This is a genomic window from Streptomyces finlayi (assembly GCF_014216315.1).
GTDB classification, from domain to species: domain Bacteria; phylum Actinomycetota; class Actinomycetes; order Streptomycetales; family Streptomycetaceae; genus Streptomyces; species Streptomyces finlayi_A.
On sequence record NZ_CP045702.1, the window covers coordinates 1,013,250 to 1,030,758 of the forward strand.

20 protein-coding genes are annotated in these 17,509 nt (G+C 63.0%); all 20 read left to right on the forward strand.

What is annotated here, in order from left to right:
* Nucleotides 1-17: 17 nt before the first annotated feature.
* The 20 genes from F0344_RS04745 (at nucleotide 18) to F0344_RS04840 (ending at nucleotide 17,426) form a co-directional block, all read left to right on the forward strand.
* Nucleotides 18-1,079 carry a hypothetical protein gene (locus F0344_RS04745; RefSeq protein WP_185297568.1) on the forward strand — a complete coding sequence of 354 codons (1,062 nt, stop codon included), beginning with the start codon at nucleotides 18-20 and terminating at the stop codon, nucleotides 1,077-1,079.
* Nucleotides 1,063-1,686 (forward strand): hypothetical protein, encoded by a 624-nt coding sequence (locus F0344_RS04750; RefSeq protein WP_185297569.1) that lies wholly within the window; start codon nucleotides 1,063-1,065, stop codon nucleotides 1,684-1,686. Before F0344_RS04745 ends, F0344_RS04750 begins: the two co-directional genes overlap by 17 nt.
* The gene (locus F0344_RS04755) at nucleotides 1,683-2,000 is read left to right on the forward strand and encodes a hypothetical protein (protein ID WP_219732109.1); all 318 of its coding nucleotides are present in this window, start codon (nucleotides 1,683-1,685) and stop codon (nucleotides 1,998-2,000) included. The genes F0344_RS04750 and F0344_RS04755 overlap by 4 nt, the downstream gene beginning before the upstream one ends.
* A complete protein-coding gene (locus F0344_RS04760) occupies nucleotides 1,984-4,038 on the forward strand; it encodes a collagen-like protein (RefSeq protein WP_185297570.1) in 2,055 nt (684 codons plus the stop codon). The genes F0344_RS04755 and F0344_RS04760 overlap by 17 nt, the downstream gene beginning before the upstream one ends.
* A gap of 76 nt (nucleotides 4,039-4,114) precedes the next feature.
* Complete coding sequence (locus F0344_RS04765) at nucleotides 4,115-4,918, forward strand: peptidoglycan-binding protein (protein WP_185297571.1); 804 nt, start codon at nucleotides 4,115-4,117, stop codon at nucleotides 4,916-4,918.
* A 9-nt stretch (nucleotides 4,919-4,927) separates the two neighbouring features.
* Entirely contained in the window at nucleotides 4,928-5,107 is a 180-nt protein-coding gene (locus F0344_RS04770) for a hypothetical protein (protein WP_185297572.1), read from the forward strand.
* 54 nt (nucleotides 5,108-5,161) lie between these two features.
* The gene (locus F0344_RS04775; RefSeq protein WP_185297573.1) at nucleotides 5,162-5,734 is read left to right on the forward strand and encodes a deoxynucleotide monophosphate kinase family protein; all 573 of its coding nucleotides are present in this window, start codon (nucleotides 5,162-5,164) and stop codon (nucleotides 5,732-5,734) included.
* A gap of 348 nt (nucleotides 5,735-6,082) precedes the next feature.
* Nucleotides 6,083-7,672, forward strand: a complete 1,590-nt coding sequence (locus F0344_RS04780; protein ID WP_185297574.1) for a hypothetical protein — start codon at nucleotides 6,083-6,085, stop codon at nucleotides 7,670-7,672.
* Nucleotides 7,673-8,060: 388 nt separating this feature from the next.
* Nucleotides 8,061-8,954 (forward strand): hypothetical protein, encoded by an 894-nt coding sequence (locus F0344_RS04785; protein WP_185297575.1) that lies wholly within the window; start codon nucleotides 8,061-8,063, stop codon nucleotides 8,952-8,954.
* Nucleotides 8,955-9,010: 56 nt separating this feature from the next.
* Nucleotides 9,011-9,196 carry a hypothetical protein gene (locus F0344_RS04790; RefSeq protein WP_219732110.1) on the forward strand — a complete coding sequence of 62 codons (186 nt, stop codon included), beginning with the start codon at nucleotides 9,011-9,013 and terminating at the stop codon, nucleotides 9,194-9,196.
* 66 nt (nucleotides 9,197-9,262) lie between these two features.
* Nucleotides 9,263-9,448, forward strand: coding sequence for a hypothetical protein (locus F0344_RS04795; protein ID WP_185297577.1), 186 nt, complete (start codon nucleotides 9,263-9,265; stop codon nucleotides 9,446-9,448).
* Nucleotide 9,449: 1 nt separating this feature from the next.
* Nucleotides 9,450-9,602, forward strand: a complete 153-nt coding sequence (locus tag F0344_RS04800; RefSeq protein ID WP_185297578.1) for a hypothetical protein — start codon at nucleotides 9,450-9,452, stop codon at nucleotides 9,600-9,602.
* Complete coding sequence (locus tag F0344_RS04805; RefSeq protein ID WP_185297579.1) at nucleotides 9,599-9,793, forward strand: hypothetical protein; 195 nt, start codon at nucleotides 9,599-9,601, stop codon at nucleotides 9,791-9,793. Before F0344_RS04800 ends, F0344_RS04805 begins: the two co-directional genes overlap by 4 nt.
* Nucleotides 9,794-9,997: 204 nt before the next feature.
* A complete protein-coding gene (locus F0344_RS04810) occupies nucleotides 9,998-10,732 on the forward strand; it encodes a recombination directionality factor (RefSeq protein WP_185297580.1) in 735 nt (244 codons plus the stop codon).
* 237 nt (nucleotides 10,733-10,969) lie between these two features.
* Nucleotides 10,970-11,260 (forward strand): hypothetical protein, encoded by a 291-nt coding sequence (locus F0344_RS04815; protein WP_185297581.1) that lies wholly within the window; start codon nucleotides 10,970-10,972, stop codon nucleotides 11,258-11,260.
* A gap of 251 nt (nucleotides 11,261-11,511) precedes the next feature.
* Nucleotides 11,512-11,859, forward strand: a complete 348-nt coding sequence (locus F0344_RS04820) for an HNH endonuclease (RefSeq protein WP_185297582.1) — start codon at nucleotides 11,512-11,514, stop codon at nucleotides 11,857-11,859.
* A gap of 54 nt (nucleotides 11,860-11,913) precedes the next feature.
* Nucleotides 11,914-14,346, forward strand: coding sequence for a phage/plasmid primase, P4 family (locus tag F0344_RS04825; protein ID WP_185297583.1), 2,433 nt, complete (start codon nucleotides 11,914-11,916; stop codon nucleotides 14,344-14,346).
* A gap of 105 nt (nucleotides 14,347-14,451) precedes the next feature.
* Nucleotides 14,452-14,958, forward strand: a complete 507-nt coding sequence (locus F0344_RS04830; RefSeq protein ID WP_185297584.1) for a DNA cytosine methyltransferase — start codon at nucleotides 14,452-14,454, stop codon at nucleotides 14,956-14,958.
* Between the two features lie 55 nt (nucleotides 14,959-15,013).
* Nucleotides 15,014-15,499, forward strand: a complete 486-nt coding sequence (locus F0344_RS04835; RefSeq protein WP_185297585.1) for a DNA (cytosine-5-)-methyltransferase — start codon at nucleotides 15,014-15,016, stop codon at nucleotides 15,497-15,499.
* Nucleotides 15,500-15,551: 52 nt separating this feature from the next.
* Complete coding sequence (locus tag F0344_RS04840) at nucleotides 15,552-17,426, forward strand: DNA polymerase (protein ID WP_185297586.1); 1,875 nt, start codon at nucleotides 15,552-15,554, stop codon at nucleotides 17,424-17,426.
* Nucleotides 17,427-17,509: the final 83 nt, after the last annotated feature.

Consider the following 17,509-nt stretch of genomic DNA (forward strand, 5'->3'; position numbering starts at 1 on the left):
ATGGGGAGGGGTGAGCCATGCCAGAGTTTGAGGTTCTACAGGTTGAGACGAAGACCGGCAACGTAGTCAATGCGTTGCCGGTTACGGGCATCAACTACACGGAGACGCTGAATAGCGCGGGTTCGTGCACGGTGGGTGTCCCGATGGACGTTGCCGATCCGGAGACGCTTGAGCCCGGCCGTTCGGGTCTCGTGGTAGTCCGGGATGACGTGCCCGTGTGGGGCGGACCTGTATGGACGGCTTCGGCCGATCTTGCTACCGGGGTACTCACGCTCAATGCGGCTGGGTGGCATAGCTATTACGCGGCGCGCTATCTGAACATGGGCGGCGGCTATAAGGGCTCCAAGGATCAGGCGCAGCTTCTACGCGAGTGGTACGCGTACGCCAACAACAACGGCGGCATCGGCACCGACACTTCAGGGCTCGTGAACACGGGGCGCGTACGTTCGCGCACCTGGGCGTTCAGCGAGGCGAAGAACATTGGTGAGGCAATCAACGAGCTTGCCGACGAAGACGGGGGCTTTGACTTCCGGTACGAGTGCTTTTGGTCCAGCACTGCCCATGCCCGCGTGCGTCACCGCGTCGTGAAGTCTGAGCGGCTGTCCGCCAGCTTTCCGACGCTGACACATGGCGTGGACGCGGACGTTACGGCGGTGGCGTACGACGGTAGCCGTTTGGCGACGCGCGCCTATGCGTTCGGGGCGGACCTGGGAACGGGCGTCAAGCCGTATGCCTCGCTGCTCAACGCGATGCCTGCCGATCTTCCCGTAATGCATCAGGTCGTGACGTACGCGGACCTTCGCTCTACGGCGGAGCTGATTCCGAAGGCCGGAGCCCTGGGCGCTGTTGGTCGTCAGGTCATCGCCATTCCGTCAGTTGGCCTTTACCCCGGGGTGTACAGCCCAGAGACGTATCCGCTGGGCGCATACGGAACGGTCAACGTCGATTCCGGCTATGTGCAGTTGCTCGAAGAGTTCGTCATCAGTGAGCGGCAGATAGCCGTAGACGTGAACGGGACTGAGACAGCGTCGTTGTCTCTCGCTAGTAAGGAAGTGTTCGTAAGTGGCGATTCAGGCTAACGCGCTGCCACCTTCGCTCTTGGCTGAGCTGAATGAGATGAAGCGCCGGCTGACTGCCCTTGAGCGGAAGCCGAAGTTGGGCAGCGTAAATGAGCGCCTGCCGTACGGGTCTTATCAGTCGCCTTCGGTTGAGGGCACGGTGGGACCGACGTACAACCACACGCTAGGCATCATCAATTCCACGGGCTTGAATCAGCCGGTCCTTCTCTTGGCAGTCCCGTTCTCCGTCCCTTGGGCCAACGGTGCGCGCCTTGATGTGTCGGTAACGCTGTGGATCGAAGACATGATTACCGGCGGCAAGACGAAGGAATTTACGCTTGACCGTACGTCTGACTTCCCGGACCCAAACGGCGGGTTTACGCGGACACTGACGTACACGTGGCTTCACCCTCAGCCGATCGGCTTTGACGACCTGAACGAGTGGAAGGGTTTCCGCATCGGTTACCGCGTGAACAAGCGCGTGACTGTGAGCGGCGTTTCCCACACGATCGGCATTGGTGAGCCCCAGCTCGCAACGGGACTTCCGGCAGGCACGTACGTTGAGGAGTCGACCAACGGCAACCCGCGCATTGACGCTGTCCTGACTCCCGTTCCGGGGGCATCGTGACTGACATCGTCGGCACTGCTGAAGTCGTTGGGGGCGCGTGTCTCTTCCTGTTGCTGGTCTATCGGCAGGTTCGGACCGGAGCCCGGGACGCGTGGCGGGAAGTTGCCGAATCCCAGACAGCCCTAGCGGAAACCCAGACAGCGCGCGCTGAGGCCCTTGACGCCCAGGTCAAGACACTGATTGCCGAAGTGCGGTCGCTGCGCCTTGAAAACGAAGCGCTCCGCATAGAGGTGGCGTCGCTGCGCAGAGAAAATTCTGAGCTTCGTGAGCACATTGACAACCTGATAGGGGGCCCACGTGGCGATTCCGAATGAGATCCCTACCGTCCGCGTGACGGGAACGTACCTGGGATGGGACGGACGCGCCCTCAAGGGCACGGTGACGTTCACTGGTCCGGGGCTCGTAACGTTCCCTGAGTCGGACCTGTTCATTGCCGGTCCGGTCGTCGCCACGCTTGACGAGCTGGGTCGCATCGTGGATTCCAACGGCAACGTCGGTATCCGACTTCCCGCCACCGACTCACCGGATATGAACCCGTCCGCGTGGACATACACGGTGAAGGAGAACCTGACGGGCGTCACTGGGGCGCGCACCTATTCCATGGTGCTGCCGAAGGACACGACGAACAACGTTGTTGACCTTGCGGACATTGCGCCGGCTGACCCCTCAACTCCCAGCTACGTTGCCGTTCCCGGTCCCAGCGCGTACGAAGTCGCGGTTGCTCAGGGGTATGCGGGCACCGAAGCTGAGTGGGTTGCCTCGCTTGAGGGCCCCCAGGGTGTTCAGGGCATCCAGGGTGTGCGCGGCTCTCAGGTCTTCACCGGTTCCGCTGCCCCCACTTCGGCCCTGGGCGCTGACGGCGACGTTTACACCCAGTACACCGCAACTACCTTTCTGGGCGTCACGTCCACCACGGTTGCTATGTGGGCCCGTTCCGGCGGTACCTGGGCGCGCGTTGGCGGGGACGTTCGGGGCGCAGCGTGGTACGTGAATACCACGACCACTTCAAGCACCGACACGAAGCCCGGTGACATGCTGCTTCGCACCGATACGGGCGATGTGTGGCAGCGCTCGACTTCCGGTTGGGGCTCGACCGTTGGCAACCTGAAGGGCCCGAAGGGCGACAAGGGTGACGCTGGGCCCACGGGTCCGGCGGGAGCAGATGGAACAGGCGCAGGAACGGTAACCGCTGTGAACGGCGTGAACCCTGACGCGAACGGGCTTGTGACGCTTGCACCTGGGGACGTTGGGGCGCTGCCCGCTTCGGGGTATGTGTCGGGCGGAAACCTGATCCTGAACAGCCCCACGGGCGGTTACCGGGGTTTCTCATTCCGGACGGCGGACGCTAACCGCTGGGTCTTCCAGGTTGACAACGTGACTGAGGCGGGCGCAGACCTCGGCTCGAACTTTGAGCTTGCGAACTGGGGCGATGATGGAACGTGGAAGAGCGCCGCATTGTACGGGGAGCGCGCTACGGGCAACCTGGGCATCGGCACCAAGGGGCTTGTCCCGGGCGCGAAGCTCAGCGTTCAGGGTGGAACAGCGCTCAAGGACGTGGGCGCACCCCCGGCAACTCCTACGGGAGCAGTGATCGCGTACAGCGAAGCCGGCGCACTGAAGGTTGTCACTCCGTCTGCACGCTTCACGGTTGTTGAGCCCGTACCGCTAGCAACTAAGGGCGCGGTCAACGGCGTTGCTTCCCTGGGCGCTGACGGCAAGGTTCCGGCTGCGCAGCTTCCGGCCGCTGGGTCGAGTACGCCGAAGAACATGTGGACTCCGCAAGCGCTGGGCTTTGAGGCGTGGTCATGCGATCCGTACACCGTGGCCAACCCGGCAGCGAAGTATCTGACTCCGGGGCGCCTCTATTTCGTGGGCTTGAACATCACGGAATCGACGGCTGTCAACCGCGTCGTTCTGTACGCGCGTGGGTACGGCGGAGTCTCTACGAACCGTTACCGCGCGGGTATCTACCGGGAGAACGGCACGAAGGTTGTCGAGACGGGCGGTATCGCGCTGACGATGGCTGGACAGGAAGCCGGTTCCATGCCCGCGATGAAGACGAACCACATTGGCGCCGTTCCAGTGACGATCACACAAACGACGCTCACCCCTGGGCGCTACTGGGTGGCGTTCTCGCTTGTCACGGGCGGTACGGCTGACTTCGCCTTTTTCCACGTTCAGAACGAGTCGCCCATTGCTACCGCCAACTTTTGGATGCCGGGCACTCCGTTCGCGCGGGCTTGGTTCACGGAAGGACAGACGAACGCGGCGCTGCCCACGACCGTAAGTCAGACAGCAGCGGGCGCGCGCGCTGATCACGACATCCCGATTGTGGCGCTTGCCAACGTCTAACCCAATCACGGGATTACGTAGCCCCTCAGTAACACGACTGAGGGGCTTTGTGTTGCACAGAAACGGAGCCTCACGCATGACGAAGATCCTTACGGCGCTGGGCGCGATAGCTAAGGCAGAGATCGGGTACCGCGAAGGGAAGTCAAACGGGCGTTGGAACAACGCACAGAAATTCTCCAAGGAAGTTCCGGGCCTTGAGTGGTCGGACTATCAGGCGTGGTGCGCAACGTTCGTGTCCTGGGTCGCGCTGAAGGCTGGGGCTGCGGATCTGTTCCCGCGTACCGCTTCGTGTTGGGCCGGAGTCCAGTGGTTCAAGCGGGCGGGACGCTTCAGCGAGTACCCCGCGATTGGCGCTCAGGTCTTCTTCGGTAGCGGCGGTGGCAGCCACACGGGACTTGTGTACGCGTACGACGCGGATTACATCTACACGTACGAGGGGAACACGAACGGCAACGGGAGCGCCGAAGGGGACGGGGTGTACGCGAAGAAGCGTGCTCGCCGTGACGCGTACACGTACGGCTACGGATACCCGGATCTTCCGGGCGGTGTATCTGCGGACCCGAAGGCCGCGAAGTTCGGTTACAAGGTCGCTGCGACCGCGAAGCTTCCCGCGCCGGCTAAGCCGAAGCCGAAGTATGAGCCGTTCCCGGGCTCCGCGTTTTTCAAGGGCAAGCCTAAGTCGTCCATCGTGACGGCCCTGGGTAAGCGACTCGTTGCAGTCGGGTGCTCGGCTTACAAGAGCGGCCCCGGCCCCCAGTGGTCGGACGCTGACAAGGCTTCGTACGCGAAGTGGCAGCGGAAGTGTGGTTACACGGGCGCGGACGCTGACGGTTGGCCTGGCAAGTCGTCGTGGGACAAGCTGAAGGTCCCGAAGGTCTGAGGGGGATTCATGGGTGAGCACAGCAAGCCGGGTCGCTTCAACCCTGGGGCGCTCATGTCCTGGGCAAAGGCGCACCCGAAGATCGTGAGTGCGGTTGTGGTCGGCGTGGTCGGTGTGGTCAGCGCGGTGAAGCCGGAGTTCCCGGGTGCCGCTGTTGTTGCTGCGGTGCACGCGTTCCTGGGCGGCTAGGTATCTGACTCCCTTCCTGGCAGGTGACAACACCTTTGGGAAGGGAGTCAGGCAGTGGCCTACTACAGGAGCGTTGGGCTGATCGGGCTTGCACGCGCGGGGAAGGACTCTGTTGCCGCGCGGCTTCGGCAGCGCTACGGGTACCAGCGGGTTGCCTTTGCGGACCCGGTACGAGCTGCGGCCCTTCGGACTGACCCGCTCATCCCGACTTCGTACGGCGTGCATACGCGGCTGTCCACGCTGGTCAACGCCGCAGGATGGGACTACGCGAAGACGACTTACCCTGAGGTCCGCCGCGTGCTTCAGAACATCGGGCAGACCGTTCGCGACATGGACCCGGATTTCTGGGTTCGGGCCGCGTTCCCTGCCATTGAAGCAGCGAAGACGCTCAACCTTCCGGTCGTCGTCTCTGATGTGCGGTACGAGAACGAAGCACGTGCGTTGCTGCTGGACGGCTTCACGCTGATTCGGGTCACGCGCCCCGGTACCGGGTTGGCCGGCGACGCGGGCAGACACAAGAGCGAGACGGAGCTAGACGCGTGGGCAACTGACCTGACGATCGGCAACACGGGGTCGCTGGATGACCTGAACAGCACGGTTGACTCTCTGACCCTCCCCCGGAACTGACCCTGAGCCCCGCACTGACTGACCTTCGGGTTGGTTGGTGCGGGGCTTTTTCACGTTGACCTAATCTCGTGATTGGGTTGGACACGGCAAGGTAATCACGCTACGGTCAGCGAAGTACACCGACGAAGGGGGCAGCGAGTGAGCGGCGTTAGCGCACCGAAGGGCTACCGGACCTTCCACCTTGGCAAGGGGTCTGTTGCACACGGAGCCCAGGACAGCGACGTTCGCACGCTGTGCAAGAAGCCGATTACGAAGGTTCGTCTGTCGCATACGCCGTACCTCACGTGCACAGCGTGTCGGGCTGCCGCTGCGAAACTTGCCCCCGTCTTGACGCATAGCGACCGGTACATGACGTTCTTCTTTGCTGAGAACGGGTTCATGCGGCCCGGTATCGACGTGCCTCGTTTGGCTACCGCGCGCAAGGCTGCTAGCGCTGTCGCGGACATGCACTCTGAGCGCTGGTACGAAGTCGCCTATGAGGCTTACTGCGCGGTATCTGATTCTTCGTCGGCTGCTACGATCAGCGCGGATTCCGACACTGAGGGGACGGACGAGATGCCGAAGAAGGGGGCGCGGCTTCCGTGGCGACTGACTTTTCAGTACGCCACTCAGGAGCGCGCATCAAGCAACGCTTACTCCGCCCAGAGCGAGGCGGAGAGGCAGGCGGACGAGATGGTTCGTACTGCGGCGCGCAATGAATCCTCCGTCTCCATCACGATCAGCAACCGTGACAGTGGGGAAAGCTACAGCTACCCCCGTACCGAAGGAGTGCCCGACATGCCCGCGAAGAAGACCGCAGCGACGAAGCCCGAAGAAATCGACGTTGACGGGCTCACGTCCCAGGTGCACGAGCTTGCCGACCGCATCAAGACGGAGAAGAACCCGGCTGAACTGGAAAGCCTGGCCGCTTCCGCTGAGTCCATCATCCGGCGGCTTCCCACGGCAAAGCGGACCGCTCTCCGTAAGGCAGTCAAGGACGCGAAGGCAGCAGCCGCGAAGTCGGAGCCGAAGCCGGAGCCGGAGCCGGCGGAGCCTTCCACGGAGATCGTGAAGAACACCGATGACCCGATGACGTGGGACAACGTTCCCCAGCTCATTGAGGCTGCGGCTGCACAAATGCGGGAAGGCTCAGCGGCCGGACGTCAGCTTCAGTCCGCTGGGGAGCGCGTGGCGAACATTCTCCTGACGATCCGTCAGAACATGATTGACCCGGAAACCGGCTTGCCTGACCTTGTGTGGCGCATGAAGGCGACCCGGAACGCTGCGGGCAAGGTGTACGCGGACGCGCTGAAGGGTGTGTCCGAAGACGAAGTGGAGCTGCGCGAGGCTCACGCGGCGCTTCAGATCGCCACCCGAAACAAGGCCAGTGACGTTCTCGTAGCGTGGCTGCGCGGGTACGACCGGGACGACGAAAAATCAGTCTCCATGCTCGCTGAGATTTTCCCGGGCGCCGTGGAGCTGCTGGAAGCGGACCCGGAGCTTTCCGCCGAAGGTGCGATCCGACAGCTGTACGCGGCGAAGAGCGTGGAGCTTCCCATTCGTGGGCGCACTGAGGCAATGCGCATCACTCGGCGCATGGAAACAATTGAAAAGACGACCAAGCAGATTGAAGCGCATCAGGACGCGGGCAACGCGGCAAAGGTCGAAGAGCTTCAGGCAAAGATCAGCGACCTGAAGGCAGACCTTCCCCCGGACGCGCTTGCCAAGCTGGGCGAAACGGCAGCGGAGAAGAGCGACGCGGAGCGCACCAAGGAAACCATTTCGAAGGCGCGGAAGCTGTTCGAGACGGCGGGCAAGCGTCAGGCGAAGCTGACTGCCGCTCAAAAGCGCAAAACGAAGGCGGAGCTGTACACGCTCATTCGCGAAATGGTGGACACGTTCGGGCTGGATTACAGCGCCCTTGCGCCGGCTGAAGAGACGGAAGCCGAGAACGGGTGACCGACGAAACTCCGGCGGAGCACGAAGCTTCCGCATCTGCTGAGGTGGCGCAGTGCGCGCGTGATGGACACTGCGGGTGCTGGGACTGGAACCCGTCCGGTGTCGTCTGCTGCGGGTGCGGCACCGTGAAGCCCTGAGCAGCCTTCCCAGCCCTTAGAAGCCCCGTTGGTCTCCACGTACCGGCGGGGCTTCGTCACGTCCAAGCTCAGCGCCACGAGCCTTGACCTGGGGCGAGTGACGGAGTGACGGAGTTGTTCATTTTTCAGATTCACAACAACACCTATAAGAGCTAACCCCGGATCGGCTTCACTTCGTCACTCCGTCACCCGGTCCGCTGATCGGTATCTCACTCCCTTCGTACAGGTACACACCTACGAAGGGAGCGACCTTGCCGAAGGTTCGCACTGTTTACCGTGGCGGAAGCCGTTTCTACGTCCACCCTGAGGACCGGGAACTTGTTCACCCGGGCGTGACGTCCATCCTGGGAATGTCTGCAAAGCAGAACTTCCTAGCTCCGTGGCAGGCGAAGCTGACTGCCGAACTCGCCGTGGACTCCATCGACTTCATTGCAGACATGGCGGAGCGCGACCGTGAAGGCGCCGTGGATTATCTCAAGGGCGCTGCCCGCCGGTACACCAAGGTTCGCGCCGACATCGGCAGCGAGGCTCACGACATGTTCGAGCGCATGATTCGCGGCGAAGGCGGGCTTGCGGAGAAGCACCCCGCCGGCTCACCCCGCGCCGGTCAGTTCCGGGTTCGCGTCGCCCCCGACATGGAGCCCTACCGGCAGCACTTCGCGGAGTTCCTTGAGGCAGTCAACCCGGAGTTCGTCCGCGCTGAAGACGTGGTTTGGTCGGACACGTACGGCTACGCGGGTTCGTTTGACGTCTGGCTTTACGTGTGGCTGGACGAGAACGGCTACCCGACTCCTGACCGTTCCGGCACGCGTCACCTGATCCTTGGTGACTGGAAGACGGGCAAGAACACGTACCCGGACGTTGCGCTTCAGCTTGCTGCGTACGAGCGCGCCGACTACGTCATTGACCCGGACGGCAACCGTGAGCCCCTGCCGGAGTTCGACGGTTCGGCGGTGCTCCACATCACTGACGAGACCTGGGCGTTCAAGCCGGTTGTGACCGATGACGATGTCTTCGCCCAGTTCCTGCGGCTGCGCGGGACGTTCGAGTGGGACCGGGGCATGTCGCGGAAGGTGCTCGGCAAGCCGATCGCGAAGAAGACCAGCGGGAAGCTTGTCACCGGTACCCAGCGAAGGGCGCGCTAATGGCGGAACGATTCTTCCGCGTGCTACCCGGACGGTATCCGCTCCGGAACAGTGAAGTGCGCGTTCAGTTCCGGGAGCGTCGGCGCTTCGGTTCGGTGCTCGTGGACGAGATGCGTGCGTGGGTGGACGACACCCCGGACCCGAAGGCAGTGGTTGACCGCACGAAGCGTGCCATCATCCAGCGGCTTGCCCGCGATCTAGCCGTGAACGACTTGATGGGAGACACCCCGTACAAGCCCTGAGGGCGCCGGCCGGGTCTCTCACTCCCTTGATGGTGCCTGACAGCGACTCACTGAAGGGGCGCAGCGATGGCAAGCACAACAGGCACCATCAAGGACGCGTACGCGTTCGGCGGAAGCGTGACGCTGCATATGAACCCTGTGTACTGCGACGTGTCCCGGCCGTTGGCTGCGGGGCTGACACCTGACGAAGCACGGCTGTTGGGTCTCAAGCTCATCCGTCTGGCAGACACGGCAGAGAAGCAGGAGTGGTGACGTGACCCGCGAAGAAGCGCTTATCAAGGCGACCGACCACGTAGCCAAGCTTGCGACGAACGCGCGCGGCTATCAGGACGTCACCCTTGTCCAAAAGGTTGACGCTGTGGAACGGCTTGCCCGTTTCCTGATCGGAGAGGAAGACGCGGCATGATGGCGTTCCACAAGTCCACGCAAACCCCGTTCTGTGTGTACTTCACGCGGGAGGAAGCGGAGAACATCGCCAACGAGTGCGCCGAAGCCCTCAGCACCGCCTACCGGTTCAACACCCAACTCCCTGAGACGCAACGACTCTTCACCAAGCTTCGGGCACTGCTGGACAGTCCGGATAGGAAGCGCGCCTAGGCGTCGCTGAGCGTCCGCCGCAAGCAATCCTGACCAACTCCCCCACGCCTGCCCCTCAGTGCCTCACGCGGGCGCTGGGGGGCTTTCGTGCGTTCTGAGGCCCGTAGGTATCTCACTCCCTTACGAGTTCTCGGAAGAGCACATCGGTTGCCCGGGACGTGGCAAGTTCCGTCCCGGGCACCCTTCAAGAGGGAGCGGCCCTACATGGCGCGTAAGAGCATTTGGGCGAAGGACGAAGAGAACAAGCCGGCGGAGCGCAAGGTGTACACGGATGACACCGTGGGCCGACTCCACAACGGTTGTACGGAGTGGGACGAGACGAAGAAGAAGCACCTTCCCGTTTCGCTGGAGAAGTGGCGCGTCTCGACCGGTGACAAGGTCGTGGCTGACGCGGTCGCCCAGCTCTTCGGCGGTACTCCCGTGGAGAACGAGGAGAGCACTTCCGAGAACTTCATCGACGTTTTCACGGACGCGAAGAAGGTTCCGGTGATCATCGAACAGGAGGGGATCTATTGGGACATGAAGCAGTGGATCAACGGCAAGCTCGTGCACCACTGCGACGGCTTCAACTTCCTGTCTCACCCCCGGGACGAAAAGCTTGTGGGCGCGGAGTGCGGTTGCCCCGTGCTCTTCGCTGACCGGAAGCAGGCAGCAGACGACTACCAGGGGCCGAACCCTTCTATCAAGGTGACCTTCCGGTTTGCCGACGATCCGGAGCTTGGTCTTTTCTCTTTCCAGACCGGATCGTGGACGCTCTTCAAGATCATCCACGAGTCGGAAGGCGCGCTTGAGGACGTAGGCGAGACGGCTACCGGCGCGCTTGAGCTGGAGTACGTGGAGTACACCGCGAAGAAGGGGAAGATGCGTGGCAAGCTCGTCACGTACACGAAGCCGGTCATTCACATTGGCCGCGCGTACAACGATGCGATTGCCGAGTGACCGCCGAACTGACCACGTTCCGGGCGCCCGACGTTCCTATTGAGCCGTTCAGCTTCGCGGCGCGGGACTGGGACGAAGGGCGCGCGGGGGCATCCCTGCTCAGCCGCGTAATGGGTGGCGCGAGTGACGAAGCCGTTCGGGCTCCGCTTTGGCAGTACGCCCCGTACATGCGTCCTGCTGTGCTGGGTGAGCGTCGGCGCCGCTTCGGAGTGCAGGAAGCGACCGGTGACCCGGAGTATGTCTAAGCGCGGAACGGTCACTGACTACGCGGGCGAAGCCCTGTACCGGGGTGACCTGATCAACTACGCGTCGCGACGTGAGAACGGCGTGCGTGCGTCTGACGCGATCATTCGCGCGATCTACTTCGTGCGCGTTGAGGGGCGCAAGTTCCCCATGCTCAAGGTTCAGCCGACCGGCACGGACAGCGGGTTTGAGCCCCGCAAGAGTCTGCGCATGGAGCACGTGGCGACAACGCATGTGCGGTTGCTGCGCAGCAACGTGACCGGCGAACAGAACGAGAACACCTAGCAAACCGAAGAGCCCCGGGCGGAGCAACGAGCTTCGTACCGGGGCTCTTTGTCGTAATCACGAGATTGGGTCAGGTATGGCAACTCTGGTAATCGGCCCGGAGAGCGCCCCCGCGTTGGGAGACGTGCGCGCCCTGGGTACGGGGGACGTCGCGCTACTGCGGACCGGGGCAGATGAGCGGGAAGACTGGGGGCGCTACCTTGACGCGCTCTCCGCCGCTGTAACCCGTGGCGCTGAAGTGTGGTGGCGCCGTGACGCATGACGCGAAGTGCCCGTGCGGCCCGTGCAAGGCGAAGCGCCGCAAGGGATACATCAAGGACTACTACCGGAAACTTCCGAAGGACAAGCGGCACACCCTCACGCACCGCAAGCGCGCCCAGGACTACGGCGTTGAACACGAGCCGTACAGCCGCACAGAGATCATGCGCCGATGGGGCTACCGCTGCGCCTACTGCGACGCACGGGCCATGCACCTGGACCACGTCCACCCGCTCAGCAAGGGGGGCGCCGACAAGGCTTCCAACATCCTGCCTGCGTGCGCCGGCTGCAACTTGAGCAAGGGCGCGAAGACGCTTGCCGACTGGGCGCTGACGTTCTAGCGGGTATCTCACTCCCTTAGGGCTCCACGAGACACCGACGAAGGGAAGACGCTCGTGGAGTTCGCGGCCATTTTGGGCAAGTTCGATCAAGTGACTGAGGAAGCTGACGGCGGATATCTCGCGGTCTGCCCCGCACACAACGACTCGCGTCCGTCGCTGCGTATTTGGCGCGGAGACGATGACAAGGTGCGCATGACGTGCCGTGCCTCGTGTGAGACGAAGGACGTGATCAAGGCGGTTGGCCTTCCCTGGGCTGCGCTCTTCAACGCCACTGGGGAAGGCAACACCGTTCCGCGTGAGGCTCCGAAGCTCGTAACGGGCGTTCCGGTGACGAAGCTCCGCATGTGGCTGGACAGCCTGTACGTCAACTCTGTTGGCGACGCGGCGGATTACGCGGCTGACCGATTCGGGCTCACGCTGGACGACTTCACTCGGTTGGAGCTGGGCGCATCGGTTGCCGTGGCCGACCCGTACGCTACGCCCGACTTCATTTCTCAGTCGTTCGCGCGCTTTCCGCGTCTCGTGGTCCCCCTGACCGGTTTCGATGGAGTCACACGCGGCGCTCAGGGGCGAGACCTTAGCGGCAAGTGCCCGGGGCGTTGGCTGTCCCTGAGCAACCCTGAGGGGCAGCGCTGGGCACAGTACGGGGTCTTTCGCGGAGAGTCGGGTTACGGCGCCGTGATCGTCTCTGAGGGCCCTGGGGACGGGCTTACGTCCGTGGCTCTGGGATACGACGCGGTGTGCATTCGGGGTGCTGCTTTGGCGGGATCTCCGGACCTGTTGGCGGAGCTTGCCGAAGGGCTGAAGGGTTCTCAGGTCATCGCGGCTGGGGACAACGACGAAGCGGGACAGCGCTTCAACCGGGCGTTGGCTGACGGGTTGAAGCCGTACGGCATCGACGTCTACGCGTTGCCCATTCCTGACCTGGGCCCGAAGACGGACGTGACGAAGTGGCGGGAAGCGAACCCGGACATCTTCGCGCCTGCCTTTCACGCTGCGGTCAAATCGGCTCAGCCCGTCATTGACCGGGCGGTTGCTGAGGCAGCGCACCGTAAGGCGGAAGTTGCTCAGCGCACGGGGGCAACGGTCGTGTCCAGTGATCAGGGCGCCGACGCTGCCCGCATCCTGGGTGAGCTTGCCGCAACGTACGGCGAAGAAGCCGACGCGATGAACGCCTATGCGCTCGTGGCGTTCACGGAAGGCCGGATCAAGCACGCAACGGGGCTGGGCTTCTTCGTGTGGGACGGGGTGACCTGGGTCAAGTCGGCCACGCGCGTTCGGCAGGAGATTCACGCCATGGGTGCGGCGCTCGTGCTGGCAGGCTTCGTGAAGGAGTCGCGCGGCTTCACGTCAACGAGCAAGATCAATAACCTGTTGGAAGAGCTGCGCAGCGTGCCCAGCGTGTACGTGGACGCTGAGGAGTTCGACGCGAAGCCCCACCTGTTGAGCTTCGCTAACGGCGTGGTGGACCTTCGTACGGGCAAGCTCCGCGCGCACGACAAGGAAGACATGCTTACCGTGTCTCTCCCCCTGGACTATGACCCGGACGCGAAGGCTCCGCGCTGGGAACAGTTCATCGCGGAAATCTTCCCGGGCAACCCGGATCTCATTGACTACGTTCGCCGGCTCGTGGGCTACGGCATTACGGGGAACACGTCGGAACAGTGCTTTGCGGTGCTCTGGGGCAAGGGCGCCAACGGCAAATCCGTCTTCACGGAGACGCTGACGGACGTGTTCGGGCGCATCACGTCCACCACTCCGTTCGCCACGTTTGAGGACAAGGGCAACGGCGGGGGCATCCCGAATGACCTTGCTGCCCTTCGCGGTGCGCGTCTCGTTATGGCGTCCGAAGGCGAGTCGGGCAAGCCCATGTCGGAAGCCGTCTTGAAGCGCGTGACGGGCAAGGACAAGGTAACGGCAAGGTTCCTGAGGCAGGAGTTCTTTACCTTCGCGCCCACGTTTTTGATCATGCTCGCCACGAACCACAAGCCGAAGTTTCGGTCTCAGGACGAAGGGCTTTGGCGAAGGGTGAAGTTGATTCCTTTCGCCCGGTACTTCGCGCCGAACGAGCGGGATTACGACCTTGACAGGAAGCTTCGCGCTGAGGCCGCTGGGATTATCGCGTGGGCCGTGCGCGGGGCAGTCGAGTGGTACGCCCAGGGGCTTCGCGACCCGGACAGCATCACGGCAGCAACACGTGAGTACCGCGCGACGTCAGACGCTTTGGCGGGCTTCTTCCCGGGCGTGCTCGTTGAGGACGAGTCCAGCACGATGGCGGGCGCCGACGTGTACACCACGTACGTGGATTGGTGCGCCGAGGAAGGCTTGAAGGCTTCCGAAGTGTGGTCGCGCAAGGCGCTGTACGGAGCGATGGAAGAGCGCAATGTGATGAAGAAGAAGACCAACAAGGGGATCTCTCTCGTGGGCATCCGGCCGGCTGACGCACCTGCCACCGCTGCGGGTCCGGGGATCTTCGCGAAGAACTAGCACCCGGGGCCCTGACCTAATCACGCGATTGGGTCAGGGCCCTTCGCGCGTTCCGCACCCAGGTATCTCACTCCCTTAGGGCCAGACAACAAAGGGAGAGACAACGTGAGCATCCTCGAACTCTGCGCAGGCTACGGCGGGTTGGGAATTGCCGTGGAAGCGCTCACCGGAGACAAGGTCACGGTCGTCGCTGAGGTCCACAAGGCAGCGTGCGAAGTCATGGCGTACCGGTTCCCCGACGCGCCCAACATCGGAGACGTTCAGTACGCCCCGTGGGAAGCACTGCGCGGCGAAGTAGACACGATCACGGCGGGCTTCCCCTGCCAAGACATCAGCAACGCGGGCAAGCGAGAGGGTATCAAGGGTGAGCGTTCCGGGATTTGGTTCAACATCGCTGACGGAATTCGGATCATTCGACCGCGATACGTCTACTTGGAGAACGTCGGAGCGATCCGAAATCGGGGACAAGCAGCGGTGCTCAGTTCGCTTTCCGAAATCGGGTATGACGCGGTCTGGACGGCTATACGAGCTAGTGACATTGGAGCCCCGCACGAAAGGCTTCGTTGGTTCTGCGTTGCCACTCCTTCCGACCCCGACAGTATCGGACGCTAACCGGGGGCCCGATTTCGCGAAGGCAGACCGGCCCGGAGCTGGGGGCGATGACCTTGTGACAGCGATTGCGCGACTGTTCCCGCGTGATCGGGCGGACGTGCTCTTTAAGACTCCCACCGCGAACCTGGGCCGGAACGGCAGCGCGCAGCACCCGGACAAACGCAAGGCGGGCGGACACGGCCCGACCCTGGAAGACGAAGTTGTGTTCCTGCTGAACGTCACGCCTGAGGATGAGTTGCCCGATGACGGGCCGCACTCTCCTGCCGAGTGGTGGGGACCGTTCGCGCGCGCGGTGTATCGCTGGGAGCTGATCCGGCAGACAGCCGCGCCGGTCCCGGTTGTGCGTGGTCCCCGTGGCGGGGTGAAGCTCTCCCCCGATTTCGCTGAGTGGTTGATGGGGCTTGACCCGGGCTGGGTTACGAGCGTTCCGGGGCTTACGCACGCGGAGAAGTTGGAGCGCATCGGCAACGGCGTGGTCCCGCATCAGGCTTTCTACGCGTTCCGGGAGCTGAAGAAGACGTTGGACGCGCGCGAAGACTGACGAGTATCTGACTCCCTTCCTGGCTTGCGAGAGCTGGGAAGGGAGTTTTTTCATGATCACGTACTCACACGGGGTTAACGGTGAGCCGGTAACGATCTTCGTTCCCGAAACGGACGGCGACCTTCGCACCTTCATGGACTGGGCGCGAAGTCAGCCGGTTTTGGCGCTGGATACCGAGACGACCGGCCTTGACATTTTCGCGTCCGGCTATCGGCTGCGCACAGTCCAGTTCGGCACGACGCGTGAAGCATGGGTCATCCATTACGAGCTTGGTGGAAGGTTCGTTGAGGCAGCGCAGTACATCCTGAAACGCTGCCCGCGCTTCCTGATCCACAACGCGCCCTTTGACTGGCTTGTGTTGGATGCGCACGCGAACATCCCGCTTGAGTCGATGGCTCCGCGCACGACGGATACGAAGATCAAGGCCACCTTGATTGACCCGCGTCAGCCTCAGGAAGGCGGCATTGGGACGGGTCTCAAGCCTCTCAGCGCGCACTACGTGGACCCTCAGGCCCCGGACACTCAGGGCGACTTGACGGCCGTGTTCCGCTCGCTGGGGCTGACGAAGGCAACGGGTTGGGCGGGCATCGACCTTCGGCATCCGACTTACAACTTGTACGCGGGCTTGGACGTGATCTATACCGCGCGCCTCAACCCGGTTCTTGACGCGGAGCACGAGCGTCTAGGGGTCCGGCCGGCGCTCGTGGACTACGAGCACGAGATTGCCCACATGTGCGCCCACATGCAGCGCGCGGGGCTCGTGCTGGACCTTGAGTACGTGGACACGCTCCGCCGAATGCTGCGCGAGGAAGAAGAGAAGTACCTGACGGTTGCCGCCCGGTATGGCGTGGACTCCGTCAACTCCGGCGCCCAGGTCTCGGAAGCGCTGCTTGCTATGGGCGAGACGCTGACCGAGCAAACAGACGGCGGTGCCCTCAAGGTCGATAAGGCCGTGTTGCTGCCGCTCGCTGACCTTGACCGAGACTGGGTGAGCATCGGTGCGCGGGCACCAAACCCCCTTGCGGAAGCGGTACTTAGGGCGAAGCGCGCCGGTAAATGGGTCACTTCGTACGCCGATAAGTTCGCGGCCAACGTGGACCCGAACGGGTGCATTCACCCGACAATCAACACCCTTCAGGCACGCACGGGCCGCATGTCCATCACGGGGGACTTCGCCGCGCAGACACTGCCTTCGTCCGATTGGATGATCCGGCGGGCTGTTGTCGGGGACCATCCGGACCACATCTTCGGCAGCGTGGACTTCCAAGCCATTGAGATGCGCGTGTTGGCCGCGTTGGCTGACGTGAAGCGCATGAAGGCTGGATTTTGCGATCCGGACCCGGACCCAACGCTTTACCCGGACGGGTTCGACATCCACATGTACACAGCGCGGCTCATCAAGGGCGCTGCTGCCACGGGGCGGGATCGGAAGGTCTTCAAGGGGGCGGGCTTCGGCAAGGTCTACGGGGGTGGGATCTCCACGATTGCGCGGCAGACCGGAGCGACGGAAGCGGAGATTGCGCGTGCTGTTGCGGAGTACGACCGTGTGTTCCCGGAGATCAAGCGCGCGTCGTCGCGTTGGCAGCGGGAAGCACGCGCAACGGGCATGGTCACGGTCTCTGTCACCGGTCGCCGGCTGCCGCTTGACCGCCACCGCGCGTACGCCGTTGTCAACTACCAGTGCCAGTCAGCAGCTCGTGACGTGTTGGGCCAAGCCATGATCAACATGCGGGACGCGGGGCTCTTGGAATACATGAAGCTCCCCATTCACGATGAGATCGTGTTCAGCGCCCCGAAGTCGGACGCAAAGGACATTGCGCGCGAGTTTGAGCGCTGCATGACCATGGACCTGTACGGCGTTCCAGTCACGGCGGAAGCCGATCTAGGAGCGCACTCGTGGGGCTCCCTGTATGGCGCTGCCGCGTAGATCCAACCGTTCCTTCGGCGTGTCGGTCTCGCGCCGGTAACGATCGGAACCTGATCACGTGATTAGGTCTGACACCCCGCCTA